The organism is Leptospira sp. WS58.C1, from assembly GCF_040833995.1.
In the GTDB taxonomy this organism is placed as follows: Bacteria; Spirochaetota; Leptospiria; order Leptospirales; family Leptospiraceae; genus Leptospira_B; species Leptospira_B cinconiae.
This window is the reverse complement of the sequence record NZ_CP162138.1, coordinates 279,335-292,522: the sequence shown is the minus strand read 5'-3', so window position 1 is coordinate 292,522 and position 13,188 is coordinate 279,335. Positions and strand designations below refer to the sequence as shown.

The following is a 13,188-nucleotide window of genomic DNA, read 5'->3' as shown; positions in this document are numbered from 1 at the left end:
AATCATATTAATGAATAAACGAAAAAAGCAAAGTCATGGACCTCAAATTGGAACAGTTATTGGAAATACTTCTCCGCAAGAATATTCATTTTTGTTAAAAAGTTTCTCAGCAAAGTTAGGGGATATTGTAGTCCTAGAGATGGAAATACCGTCGGAGAAACAAACAACGGAAGCTTATCCAAGGGAATCAATATTAGTATGGGGGCGCATTGTTGAACTAGAGAGATTTAATCCGTTTCTTCCGACAGAATCCGCAAAAGAACTGTCGGAGGAAGGGATCGATTTACTGGATACTGTTCTTTCCTATTCACAGGACCAAATACAAGGTCAAGTATTGGTTCTTGGCTCGACGCCAGTTGATAATTTGACGGATCTTGTTCCTTTAAATTATCCAATTGAGCCAGGCAGTATTGTCGAACTCCCTCCTGCATCTAAAATTAAGCAAATACTTAATGGTAAGGAAGCATCTGCTAGAATGAAAATTGGCTCTTTGATAGGGAGAAGAGATGTAAATGTCGAGTTGCTTACAAATGTTCTTGTTAGTAGGCATATGGCGATTTTGGCTATGACCGGGGGCGGAAAAACTGTCGCCTCAAGACAGGTTATAAGCGAACTACTGAAAATAAATTACCCTTTATTAATATTAGACCCGCATGGAGATTATCTCGGTTTTTGGGACAAAAGAGATAAATTTCCTGATGCAGAAATTAAGTTGTATTTCCCTGACATTAAAGTAAATGAACAAAATAGAGATATAGTTAGTTATTTGATAAGTAGGATGACTCGCGGTTATTCTGAAGCACAGCTAGAAAAATATGAAGATGTTTTAGAAAGTGTAAAAATAAACGAAAAGGACAATGAGAAAGGCATTCCAATCGCTGATTTTATTAATAGAGTAATTAGAGTAGTTGAATCTCGCATGAACGAAAATGGAGATAATAACAAGATGCAGAACCGTACTCTATCAGTTGTTAAAAGAAATTTAAAGAACGTACTTCATCATATGGAGGCCATGAATACGTCTAACATGCAGTTGCGAAAAAGACTTAGTGAATACCCGTTTGAGGCAATGCCGGATCCTCAGAGTGAGCCAGAACAATTCATAAGACCAGGTCGAGCAAGCATTCTATATCTTGGTGGATATGATCACCTTACACAATCGACAATTGTTTCAATTATTCTCAAGTCTCTTTTCGATGTTAGAGCTTCAATGAGCAATAAGATTCCTCCTTTCTTCTGTATTGTTGAAGAAGCCCATAATTTTATTCCATCAAAAGGAGAAGGGCAGGCTGAGACGCCATCAGTCGAAATAATTCGAAAAATCATCACAGAGGGACGAAAATTTGGATGCGGTTTACTACTTGTTAGTCAGCGCCCAAGTAGGTTAGATGAGACAACATTATCACAATGTAATACATTTTTAATATTTAGGTTAGTGAATCCTAAGGATCAAACCTTTATAAAAAGCGTGATGGAAAATCTAACTTCTTCAGATGCTAAGTTGATCCCAGGATTTGGCCCGGGGCAAGGAATTATTAGCGGGCAGTCTGTTAGATTCCCTCTCGTAATTAAAGTAGATTTCGATGAAGACCTTAAACCTAAAACGATAGGTGATGAAGATTTTGTTGAATTGGTCAAGAAATGGGACAGTTCCCCTGGAGCAGAAAAGATCAGACGGAGTGAAATTATTGAAAAAGGATTGGACGATCTTCCTTAAATTGTTGAATGCTTGTCCTGGTTCTTCGAACCGGTCCACCCGAACGCTTCGCGATCGGGCCGCAGAAACCCCCCGTTCTTAGCCAGTCCTAATCGCCCTCGTTAAAACTGCTTCGCAGATTTTACTCGGGCCTTCTCACTTTGCTCTACAAGATCACTTCTTATAAAAGACGCATAAAAATAAATAGTAGGTTTATCATAGAGCCGATATAAGACTAAGAACTCATCTATAAACAAACGCCTGAATCCTAATTCTATTTTTGAAACATGACTTGGACTTCTTTTTAATTTTTCTGCTACTTCGGCTTGAGTAAGTCCCGCTTCCTTTCTGGCATTCCTTAATGCTTCGCAGAAGTATTTCTTTTCCTTTTCCGAGACTTTCCATTCTGGAAGAACACATGCAAGTAGGAGGACATCTGCATTTGCCTCTTCTGGCGCAATGGAACGCCTTTGAATAGATCTTTTTCTGCTTTTCGGATAAGGAGATGCCATGAAAACTAATTCTGTGCCCGGGTATCGGTAAATACATTAATACACTATGAGTGAATTAATGTCAATATAAAATAAATTATTAGTGTATTTTTAATGACTTCAAAGAAAACTGAAAAACTAATCGGAAAGAAGGTGCAAACAGTTTTAGAAGATCATGGCGAAAGTCAAAAAGAGGCTGCTCCCGGGCTAAATATCTCTCCCGCTGGGTTGAACAATATTATCCAAGGTAGGGTGGAATCGCTTTCTCAAGCGTTTCTCACTACTTTTAAGGAAAGATACAAGGTAAACCTCGATTGGCTTTTAGATGATTCCAAACCTATCAAACCTGTTCAGTATTCTTCCGCCGATGAAGGACAGGTTTTTCAGATGGATGAGGATAAAACTCTATTTAGTAAGATCAAAAGTACGAAAGGCTTAAAGGAAATCGTAAAAACGCTTTTGCAAATTTCTCCTGACCAGCGGAAGATCATCGCTGATGTAGCCTCTGAATTTGCCAAAAAGAAGTAATCATTCAATTCTTAAATCAAATCTCTATAAAAAGAGTACGAGGTAAGTTCTATGATCAAGTTTAATGGAGAACCTATACTTGGAAAAAATTTTGAGTTTACGATTCAAAGACATAGGGACGGAAATAGATTTTCTAAACATACTATTATCGCAAAACTGAATAATCGAATAGTATATAAGAAAACCTTTGAATGCCCTGACCCACCTTGCTATGACGTGATTCCACTTGATAGAAAATTTGGGCCGGGAAGATTAGAAATATCATACTCGAATACCGGTGCAGATATTTCAGAATCATTTACCTTTCTGGTAAGAAGTGATTTTTTGTATTCATAATGGAAAAGGAAGTCATTGCTGCAATAATTACAGCCACGGGTACTTTATCTTCTGCATTAGTTGTTGGGATAGCAGGGGCATTAATAAGTAAAAAGTACTCTAAAGAAAGAGATAAGCAAGATAAAGAAAGCCAATGGCGTTCTCACGCTCTTGAATTAACTAAACTTGACTTACAAAGAAAATTATCAGGAAAAGATAAAAAGGAAAGTCTGCGTCCGAGCATTTTGGATTTTCTAGCAAATTATAGAAACCTTATGGAACTGGATCACTTAACGCCGCCCGAACTTTATCAAAAAATAAAAGATAAAAGGATAAATAAAAAGAAGTAAGTTCTGTTGGCATTTCCTAACCGGCTTCGCCTTCCATGGCTACGCCGATTAGACATTTGGGGCGCGGCACAGCAGATAACTAAAAATTGTCGCGGCGCTTCGGGATCGCTTCGCGACCCTTGCTTGGGCTACGCCAAATTCCGCTTTGTCACTCGTCTTGCAAAGCAAGCCTCGCGCCAAGTCCTTCGGACGCGCGGAACTTCGACAATTACTGGTCGTTATCCGAACATTTCAGCCAAAAATTATTTTTTGTTTGTTTTTCAATTAAAGGTTTTTGTAATATAGGTTCGAGTGCTTGGATGCTTGCTAATTAATTAGCTGCTATTTCTTAATAGCCGTCGTACTCTTTGAGGTGCATCTTGCGATTCTGGCTTTGTTGGTTTTTGAGGATAGCGTTGAGGGCGGACAGAGTTTTTTAACTGAATTCTTCTGCTTCGAAGCGTGCGAAATTTTTAGGAATAGTGGCTGAAACGTCGGATAACTTTCGGTGCTTCCGCAGCGCTTCGAGCTTGCTTCGCAACTCTCGCTTGGGCTTCGCCACATTTGCGTCTGTCACTCGTCTTGCAGAGCAAGCCTCGCGCCATTGCAAACGTCGGAACACCTTGGTCGTTATGCGCCATACTTAGAATTTTCTTTATTAAGCCGTAACTATTCAAATTTTATGAAAGATAGAGTTACTATATTTTTAATTGGAGTCGAGGAGTATATCAATTTGCCATCGCTTCAAGGACCCAAGAAAGATGTTGATAAGCTTTACAAACTTTTGGTTGAAAATGAAGAAACGAAACTATATCCGGATAGTAAAGTAAAAAGAATAATTAATCCAAATTCAAGTGAATTAAGGAGTCATTTATCACAATATGCATTTGGCCGCACTGCTGATAATGACATACTTGTGTTGTATTTCTCAGGTCATGGGGTTCCTCTCGGCAATAATGATTATGGTCTTTGTTTAAAGGAGACAAACATTATCGAGGAAAAGTCGACAGCGATTCCTTTAGATTTACTGAGATTCAGCGATATAGTGGAAACATTGTCGCTCGTTGCTGTGGATCCAGTCTTTATTTTAGATTCGTGTTATAGTGGTCAAGCTGGGGATCAAATTAATAGGTCTTTAACTGAGCTAAAAAAGAATATCCAGAGAGAAGTCGCTAGTTCCTATGCATTATTGTGTTCGTCGAGAAAGTATGAGACAACGCCTGATGGCAAACATGGTGGACCTTTTTGTGAACTTTTGGTTTCTGTTGCAAGTGCAGTCGGGAATAATGCGAAACTTAAGAGGAAAGAAGAATTATCATTGAAGGATCTTTTTGCAGAAATCCGCAAAGAGGCTGAAAGATGGACAGATATTAAACCATTACTATTTATAGGTGATACGTTGCCGGATTTTAGTATTGTTCGTAATGCTTTCTTTCAACCGCGAGAAGAAACGATGCAAAAAAGTCACCGGGATGTTTTGCTTTCTCTATGGAATGAAGGAAATCCAACTTCGAAATCTGTTGATGAACTGTTTTTACTTGGACGTTCTGTTTATACAACTTATTCAAAATTAAGTTATAAGCCGGCTTGGGCTTTAATAGAAAAACCTGGTAAAGGTTTACCAATTAAACTTACAGAAAGGGGAATTTCATTTATGAAAGGAGATATAAAGATTCCATTAGCTATTCGAAGAAAGCCAGAAAGTGAAATTTGGGAACCTATTGATAATATAGAAGAAATAAATTTAACGGCATTACTGCAATTATAATAAGCACGGCGCATAACTTTCGCCTCAGCCGCAGCGCTGCGGGATCGCTAAAAGCGACCCTTGCTTGGCCTACGGCACATTTGCTTCTGTCACTTCGTTTGCAAAGCAAACTCGTGCCATTGCAAACGTCGGCTAGGCTTGGTCGTTATGCGTCATATTGAAAAAATATTTATAATAAGCAAACTAGTGAGAATATTAATCCTAAGTGCTTTTTTCTTCGCTTCTTGTTTCCCGATGTCTAAAACCATTGGTTATATAGAATTATCTGAAACAAAACCTTTTAACCAGCAAGCAGATGTCAAAGAATTTAAGTATTGTGGTCGGTATCCGACCATTATTGGTGATTCTTTGGAAGAATTGAAAAAATCTACAGGTAAAACAAGGATCGAAAATCTAGAAATTATGTATAGCAATAAGTTTCTGCCGCCGTGTGTATTAATATACTATGTCGAAAAGGAAAAAAGATTAATTGATTAGGCTATCTATTATAATTCTCGTTTCCTTAATTTCAAATTGTGGAACTACTAGTAGCTGGGGCTACTATAAGGTTATAGATATGAACCCGAGTAGTGTAAGTGATAAAGATATATTCGTCTTTGGTAGGCATTGTCCATTTTTCAATTCCGAACAGCATCCTTTGATGAATCTCGCGATCGCAGAAGCTTTGAGGCATGCGCCCGGAAAAAAAGGACTTAAGAATGCGAAATTTACTGACGAATTTTACTTTTTTATGAGATGTATTTCAGTCACTGGTTATGCTACTGCAGGTGACTAAAAGTATCAATACGACGCATAACTATCGGTGCTTCCGCGGCGCTTCGAGCTTGCTTCGCAACTCTCGCTTGGCCTTCGGCACATTTTGCTTTGTCACTCGTCTTGCAGTGGCAAGTCTCGTGCCAAGTCCTTCGGACTCGCAAAACGTCGGAACACCTTGGTCGTTAGGCGCAATCATTGGCAAATTATTTCGTTCATTACAATTTTAGATGAAAAAGATAGAGCTAAATCTGAATAAAATAGATTTTGTTATCTATGAGTTTGAGGAAGGAAGAAGCATAGAAGAATTTTTGAGGGAGCGTAAACCAGAATTTTTCGATGAAAGAATAAGTATTCCGGGTTTCGTTGATGATGAGTCTGAATATACGAAATTTTATCAAAGAGATTCTAAAGTTTCACCAAAAGTAAAAGAAGATGCAGCTGTATGGGCTTTGGGTAAAGTCCTCGCAACGGAAGTTATAGGAGATACTAACCCAAAAATAGGTGAAGCTATACAAATAAATCCTTTTGGACAGGATCCAACAAATGGTAAAGGTGATTGGGCTTTTAGGTCGCATTCATCTATTCCAGATCGTGAAAAGGAGACTGTAGATATCGATCGTCTTTTGTTTGTCAAAAAAGATAAACAGGTCGTTAGTTTGCACCTTTGCCAAGTCTATTCTCCGCAATCTGCAAATGCCGATTTGAAAGGAAAACTAAAGGATAAGAATAGGCAATTGCCTTTAATCAATCATATGATGGGCAAGACGGCAAATATAGAAATATTGTATCTTTTGGATGATTCACTTTATAGCGATGTTCCAAAAGTGATAGAAGCATCTTCCGAATTTATAAAGAAATACAGTAAAGAAATACGACCAAACTCATATATTAATATTATTGTTTGGTCAGAAAATTCAGTAAAAGTATATAGAGCCAAGTTAATCCCGAAAGGGTATTAACATTTTCTTATCGGCCAATGACTCCGCCTAACTGTCGGTGCTTCCGCAGCGCTGCGGGATCGCTACGCGACCCTTGCTTGGCCTACGGCACATTTCGCTTTGTCACTCGTCTTGCGGGGCAAGCCTCGCGCCAAGTGCTTGCGCACTCGCGAAACGTCGGAACACCTTGGTCGTTAGGCGCAATATGGGCTAAAATTTTGCGTTGGTAAAAATACTAAAGCGTAAAGAAATATCGATAGACAATATGTCTTACGATGTTAGTATCGATATATGAGCAAAGTTGTTATTTCGCCTAAATTTCAAGTAGTTATTCCTAAGGAGATACGTGAAAAAACAGGAATCAAAGTGGGTAGTCACTTAGAGGTAATCTCTTATGGAAATAGAATAGAATTAATTCCAATTGAACCGATTAAGAAGCTAAAAGGCTTCCTTAATGGAATGGACACTAAAATTGAAAGAGATAAGGACCGTCTTTGAATATAGTAGATTCTTCAGGTTGGCTTGAGTATTTTGCTGGTACAAAACGTTCTGATTTATTTTCAGAAGCAATTGAAAAGACAGATAAACTCCTTGTTCCTACTATATCGTTGTATGAAGTGTTTAAGAAAATCTATATAGAAAGAGATGAAGACAGTGCTTTGAGAGTTATTGCTCATATGCAACAAGGAGCTGTAATAGATTTAGATGCTTCCATTTCAATATTCGCCGCAAAATTAAGTAAGGATCATAAAATACCGATGGCTGATAGTATTATTTTAGCAACAGCTCGTAAGTATAATGCAATATTATGGACTCAAGACGAAGATTTTATTGGTTTAGATGGTGTTAAATATTTCCCGAAAAAGTAGTTCAGGATTACTTCCGATTAAGTAGCCCATACTGCGCCTAACTTTCGGTGCTTCCGCAGCGCTGCGGGCTTGCTGCGCAACCCTTGCTTGGGCTTCGCCACATTCGCTTCCGTCACTTCGTTTGCAAAGCAAACTCGTGCCGTTGCGAACGTCGGAACACCTTGGTCGTTAGGCGGACATCCGATAACTTCTTTCTTTTTATTTAGGGTTAAATATCTTTTAGATAGAGCCGTAGTAAATTTTTCTCAGGTTTATCCGCTCCTTTGATGCTCTGTTGCCGAGATTTGAGTTTCATCCAGTTAATGTGATTGCAGTAAAAGTTTTTAACTGTTGCCGTATTCGGAGCGGGGATTTGCCATCTGAAAACAGAATTCTACAGTAACGGCAATTTGCCGAATTTGCAAAATGCAATTATTGGATGCACCGTGTTTGGATCGGACGTCGCCTAACTTCCGGTGCCTCCGTTGCGCTTCGGGCTCACTTCGTGACCCTCGCTCCAGGCTTCGCCACATTTGCTTCTGTCACTTCGTTTGCAGAGCAAACTCGTGCCATCGCAAACGTCGGAGCACCTTGGTCGTTATGCGCAATAATGTAGCTTTGCAAATGCAAATTATACTTAAAATCAGATTCTTAGTTTAAATAGAACCAATATAGAGAGAAGAGATAAGGTTATGTTAATAATTATAAAAAGAATACTAAAGAATAAATATTTTTACCAAGGTATTATTTTATTTGCAGTTACAGAAGTGGCTTTTTTATTTCCTCTTTTTGTTCCCCATGTCCTTTCCATACTTTTTATTGCTATAAGTATAATATTATCTATTCACATTTGTACAAAATTAGTGTATACGCTCACTTTGCCAAATTTTCCTGAAAAAACTGTTAGCTATAAGTACTTTTCTTTTGTATTTATAGCTGGCTGGCTTACATATTTATGTTTGGAAGTTCTAATTCTGTTAATTAACGGATCTTACAATTTAGGGAAGTATACGCTATTTGTGTTAAGCTTTGTTGTGATGTTACTTTTTTTGTGTATTCTGATACCTTTTATTGCTGCTAGGAGTTTTAACAATCTAGCTAAATATGCAAAAGCACTATTGTTAGACCCTGAGATTAATAAGTATTTTTTGACTTCCGTCTTATTCCTGGAGGGTCATCATCTATTTACATTAGGTAGTGGAGACGTTATGTTCTTCGTTTTTAAATTAATATATTTTCTCATAAATTTACTTTCAGCGGTGATGCTTCTCGTTGTTGTAGAGAGGCTTCAGAAAACCATTTCTAATATGGGCCATTCAATGTAGAACGACATTACTGCGCATAACTGTCGCCTCAGCCGCAGCGCTTCGGGCTCGCTACGCGACCCTTGCTTGGCCTACGGCACATTTCGCTTTGTCACTCGTCTTGCTAAGCAAGCCTCGCGCCAAGTCCTTCGGACTCGCGAAACGTCGGCTAGGCTTGGTCGTTATGCGAAATGCGATTAAAATTTTCACTATATGAAGAATACAAGAATCGTAACTATCTGCTTAATTTTTTTAGCAGGGTTCCTTTTATTTTGTAAAGTAGGCAAAAGTAAAAATAGCGTTGGAAAACCACTTCCGGTCTTAGTATTGATTGAAGAACAGGGGTTTAGTTCGGATATTATGCCAACTAACCCAAAATTTATTTTGTATGATGATGGAAGCATAATATATACAAAAAGAAATAATGAGTATCAATTTTCCAAGATTAACGAAAATATATATAAAGATCTTCTTCCTAGGGATTCTTTTAAATCATTAAAAGAATATTATGATGCTTCATATACAACCGATTTGGGATTAACTTCAATAAAGTATTTAGAAGATGGAAATACTCATTTTGTTGACGTTTATGCTAATTTGCAATTTGAGGAAGATAGGAAGCGAGTTCCAAAGGACTTTCTGCTTACTTACGATAAGATACTTAAACAATCCGAAAACGATGGGAATCCATGGATACCGACTTCAATAGAAATTAGATTCCTTGATACTAGCAGAATTCCTAAGAATCTAATAAAATGGCCGACAAAGATCCCTTTCGTTGTAAAAGATAAAATAGATGGTACGCAGGTTATATACGTGGAAGGAAAGAACTGTTCAGAGTTTATAGAATTTGTCCGGAAGTTTGATAAAGGACAAGTAATTTCATTTTACGGTAATACTTTAAGTTTGCATTATCGGTATATTTTTCCGTATGAAGAAATGTGGATGAAATAATCGCACATCGCATAACTTTCGGTGCTTCCGCAGCGCTGCGGGCTTGCTGCGCAACCCTTGCTTGGGCTTCGCCACATTCGCTTCCGTCACTTCGTTTGCAAAGCAAACTCGTGCCGTTGCGAACGTCGGAACACCTTGGTCGTTATACGCCATGATTTAAAACATATACAAAATATAAATATTCCCAAGCCACTTAGAAAGTATATGATAATGCCTGCGGACAAAGAGTATAGAGATACTAAGCTTATAATAAAAGGAAAGACTGTTTTAAAAAGTCCTTTTTTAGAATTTGCAAACTGGCTAAGTATTGAGTACGGGGTTAATGTTTTGAATATTGTATATGATAAAGTTATTCCTGATAATCGACCTCGGTTGCAAATTATTCTGAAAAAAAGAAACGAATTGTTGTCATTTCAAGAAAAAGATTCAATTAATTTCGATAGAATGAAGCAGAAAAAGATAACAGAGAAATTTGTAGAGTTAGTTAAATCTAAAAATATTAATCAATTTGATACAAACTCAATATTTTCAGTATTTTCAGCTTTCGATTCTATAGCATTAATTGAAGCGAATGAAAATATCTCAAATTGGCAAATTGAGGAATTAATTTCAAATTATTCGAAATTAGAGATATGGAAAATTGAGCGTTCATTTGGAGCAGCAGTTTGCTTTTTTTATAAAAATCAACAATTAGAGAATGCTATAAACAAAGGCAAAACAGATTTGATTTCATCGTCGTATTTTAACTTATTGAAACGGTTTGATGAATTTTCATTGATCGAAAGGGATTTGTTTACCCTTTCCTTCGATTCAAAGGAAAACTTCGACAGAAATTATAATGGGAATTGGTTTAATTACTGGAGATGATTTATCAATAGTAAATCACGGCGTATAACTTTCGCCTCAGCCGCAGCGCTGCGGGATCGCTAAAGCGACCCTTGCTTGGCCTACGGCACATTTCGCTTTGTCACTCGTCTTGCATGGCAAGCCTCGTGCCAAGTGCTTACGCACTCGCGAAACGTCGGCTAGGCTTGGTCGTTATGCGTCATTTTTAAAAAATCATGAACAATAAAATTTCTTTTAAATTCAACTTAGGATCTGAGATGATCTACAAAAAAAACAATGGATTATTCATGAATCCTGACAAAATTTATGAAACTCCAGATTATGTAGTTCAACTGTTTCAGAATATGACTTTTGTAAATGCAAAATTTCTTAAAAAAGTATACGATTTATATAGTAAAGAAAACCCAGAAATAGAATCTCCAGGTTCAATGTCTGTTTTTTCATCCATACGAATTGAACACAAGTTAGAAGATACAAGCGAATTCGAAACAAATAAACTAGACGAAGGAAATGTTACTATAATAAGAAAAAACAATCCTTGGGAAACTTATCTCAAAAAATCAGTAAACATATATAACGATTTTTGCAAAAACATGGTCTCAAAGAGTTACCTGGCTTTTTCCTATAAACATATAACTCTTGATTATTCGCTAAATAATAATCTAGTCAATTATTTCGACTATTTGATGCTTGAGGGAAAAACATATGATAACTTAGAGTTTGAAATAATTGAAGATGGCCCAAATCCGAAAATATATTCATCCATAATCGAGTTCGAAGAATTAGCAGAGGCATTTAATAAAGAAAACAAAGTTAGCCCTCATTATGAATATATATTACTTTCATATAAATTCTATATAAATAATCAAATAAGAAATGCTATCATCGAACTAGACTTAGCTATAGACATCTTTATAAAAAAAGCATTACTTAAAAAACTCAAAACGAACCTTCCGAATTCGACAAACTCCTATATTGAGAATATGCTAGATAAAATGAGTGTAGGTGACTCAATTAAATTTTTTAATCTAACTGAAGGTAACAGCGAATATGATGCTTTTAATCATATTCATAACTTGAGGAATACGATAATTCATAGAAAACAAAAAAAAGTTTCGGAAAATGATATTAACGAATATAGAAAATCTATCAAACTACTCTTATCCCTTAAAAATTAAAAACGACGCATAACTATCGGCTCAGCCGCAGCGCTGCGGGATCGCTAAAGCGACCCTTGCTTGGCCTACGGCACATTTCGCTTTGTCACTCGTCTTGCAGGGCAAGCCTCGCGCCAAGTCCTTACGGACTCGCGAAACGTCGGCTAGCCTTGGCCGTTAGACGTAATGGCTAAAATCTGATTTCGTAAGAAAATTTAGTATTGACTTGTGATATATCATGGTATATATCTGAATTTAGGTCAAATACGATGCAAACTGCAAAACTATTTATAAATGGAAGAAGTCAGGCAGTAAGATTGCCAAAGGAATTTCAATTCAAAGGTGACGATGTTTTCATTCAAAAGGTTGGTGAAGCGGTCATTTTGGTACCGAAGAATAAAGCATGGAATGTATTTCTCGATGGTTTGAATAGCTTCAGCGATGATTTCTTGAAAGAAGGAAGGGAAACGCTCTCCGAATCTGAAAGAGAAAGTCTTTAATGTATCTTCTTGATACGAATATTTGTATTTTTCTCATTAAAAAGAAAAACCAAATGGTGTTAGATAAATTAAAGAAAAATCTGAATAAAGGTTTGTTCATTTCTTCGCTAACACTTGCTGAATTAGAATTTGGAATAGAAAATAGTGAACACAAAGAGAAAAATAGAGTTTCTCTAATCGAATTTATATCTATATTTGATATTCTTCCTTTCGAGCAATCTGATGCACAAGCATTTGGACTCATTAAAGCAGATCTAAAAAAATCAGGAAATTTAATTGGTTCAATTGATACACTATTAGCAGCGCAAGCTTTATCACGTGATTTTATTTTTGTAACAAACAACACTAAAGAATTTAATAGAGTAAAGAATCTAAAAATCGAAGATTGGTCTCTATAAGACGCCACTACGTCTAACTGTCGGCTCTGACGCGGCGCTGCGGGATTGCTACGCAACCCTTGCTTGGCCTTCGGCACATTTCGCTTTGTCACTCGTCTTGCAGGGCAAGTCTCGCGCCAAGTCCTGTCGGACTCGCGAAACGTCGTCAAGCCTTGGTCGTTATGCGAAAGTGACCAAGCAAACTTTTTTTATGAAAATATCAAAAAGCACAAAATTCTATATTGCTTCTATTTTTATCGGATTATTCTATATTCCTGTTTCTTGGCTAAGTTTTGAGTTAGTAGATTCAGGGTTTGGGAAAAAACCTATAGATAGTTTCTTTACATTGTTTAAAAGTGTTTTTGGTTTTCTTTGTTTGTA

General features: G+C 37.0%; 15 protein-coding genes. 14 read left to right on the top strand and 1 reads right to left on the bottom strand.

Going from position 1 to position 13,188, the window contains the following annotated elements:
• Positions 1–10 precede the first annotated feature (10 nt).
• Positions 11–1,717 (top strand): helicase HerA domain-containing protein, encoded by a 1,707-nt coding sequence (locus AB3N61_RS18620; RefSeq protein ID WP_367899213.1) that lies wholly within the window; start codon positions 11–13, stop codon positions 1,715–1,717.
• Between the two features lie 101 nt (positions 1,718–1,818).
• Here AB3N61_RS18620 and AB3N61_RS18615 read toward each other — a convergent pair whose 3' ends face one another.
• Positions 1,819–2,208 carry a helix-turn-helix domain-containing protein gene (locus AB3N61_RS18615; protein WP_367899212.1) on the bottom strand — a complete coding sequence of 130 codons (390 nt, stop codon included), beginning with the start codon at positions 2,206–2,208 and terminating at the stop codon, positions 1,819–1,821.
• Positions 2,209–2,301: 93 nt separating this feature from the next.
• On the opposite strand from AB3N61_RS18615, the gene AB3N61_RS18610 reads away from it, so the two are divergent.
• The 13 genes from AB3N61_RS18610 to vapC all read left to right on the top strand — a co-directional run bounded on the left by AB3N61_RS18610 (position 2,302) and on the right by vapC (position 12,828).
• Positions 2,302–2,715: an XRE family transcriptional regulator gene (locus AB3N61_RS18610; RefSeq protein ID WP_367899211.1), complete on the top strand. Its 414-nt coding sequence runs from the start codon at positions 2,302–2,304 to the stop codon at positions 2,713–2,715.
• Between the two features lie 51 nt (positions 2,716–2,766).
• On the top strand, positions 2,767–3,051 hold the full coding sequence (locus AB3N61_RS18605) for a hypothetical protein (RefSeq protein ID WP_367899210.1): 285 nt from the start codon (positions 2,767–2,769) through the stop codon (positions 3,049–3,051).
• Entirely contained in the window at positions 3,051–3,380 is a 330-nt protein-coding gene (locus AB3N61_RS18600; RefSeq protein WP_367899209.1) for a hypothetical protein, read from the top strand. Before AB3N61_RS18605 ends, AB3N61_RS18600 begins: the two co-directional genes overlap by 1 nt.
• 661 nt (positions 3,381–4,041) lie before the next feature.
• Entirely contained in the window at positions 4,042–5,127 is a 1,086-nt protein-coding gene (locus AB3N61_RS18595; RefSeq protein ID WP_367899208.1) for a caspase family protein, read from the top strand.
• 556 nt (positions 5,128–5,683) lie between these two features.
• Positions 5,684–5,902 carry a hypothetical protein gene (locus AB3N61_RS18590; protein WP_367899207.1) on the top strand — a complete coding sequence of 73 codons (219 nt, stop codon included), beginning with the start codon at positions 5,684–5,686 and terminating at the stop codon, positions 5,900–5,902.
• 208 nt (positions 5,903–6,110) lie between these two features.
• The gene (locus AB3N61_RS18585; protein WP_367899206.1) at positions 6,111–6,842 is read left to right on the top strand and encodes a hypothetical protein; all 732 of its coding nucleotides are present in this window, start codon (positions 6,111–6,113) and stop codon (positions 6,840–6,842) included.
• Positions 6,843–7,112: 270 nt separating this feature from the next.
• Positions 7,113–7,319 carry an AbrB/MazE/SpoVT family DNA-binding domain-containing protein gene (locus AB3N61_RS18580; protein WP_367899205.1) on the top strand — a complete coding sequence of 69 codons (207 nt, stop codon included), beginning with the start codon at positions 7,113–7,115 and terminating at the stop codon, positions 7,317–7,319.
• On the top strand, positions 7,316–7,690 hold the full coding sequence (locus tag AB3N61_RS18575) for a type II toxin-antitoxin system VapC family toxin (protein WP_367899204.1): 375 nt from the start codon (positions 7,316–7,318) through the stop codon (positions 7,688–7,690). The genes AB3N61_RS18580 and AB3N61_RS18575 overlap by 4 nt, the downstream gene beginning before the upstream one ends.
• 1,496 nt (positions 7,691–9,186) lie before the next feature.
• Positions 9,187–9,927, top strand: a complete 741-nt coding sequence (locus tag AB3N61_RS18570) for a hypothetical protein (protein ID WP_336656452.1) — start codon at positions 9,187–9,189, stop codon at positions 9,925–9,927.
• Between the two features lie 210 nt (positions 9,928–10,137).
• The gene (locus tag AB3N61_RS18565) at positions 10,138–10,794 is read left to right on the top strand and encodes a hypothetical protein (RefSeq protein WP_367899203.1); all 657 of its coding nucleotides are present in this window, start codon (positions 10,138–10,140) and stop codon (positions 10,792–10,794) included.
• A gap of 236 nt (positions 10,795–11,030) precedes the next feature.
• Positions 11,031–11,951, top strand: a complete 921-nt coding sequence (locus AB3N61_RS18560; protein ID WP_367899202.1) for a hypothetical protein — start codon at positions 11,031–11,033, stop codon at positions 11,949–11,951.
• A gap of 248 nt (positions 11,952–12,199) precedes the next feature.
• Positions 12,200–12,430: a type II toxin-antitoxin system antitoxin VapB gene (gene vapB, locus AB3N61_RS18555; RefSeq protein ID WP_100758705.1), complete on the top strand. Its 231-nt coding sequence runs from the start codon at positions 12,200–12,202 to the stop codon at positions 12,428–12,430.
• Positions 12,430–12,828, top strand: coding sequence for a type II toxin-antitoxin system tRNA(fMet)-specific endonuclease VapC (gene vapC, locus AB3N61_RS18550; protein ID WP_367899201.1), 399 nt, complete (start codon positions 12,430–12,432; stop codon positions 12,826–12,828). The genes vapB and vapC overlap by 1 nt, the downstream gene beginning before the upstream one ends.
• The last annotated feature ends 360 nt before the right edge of the window (positions 12,829–13,188 follow it).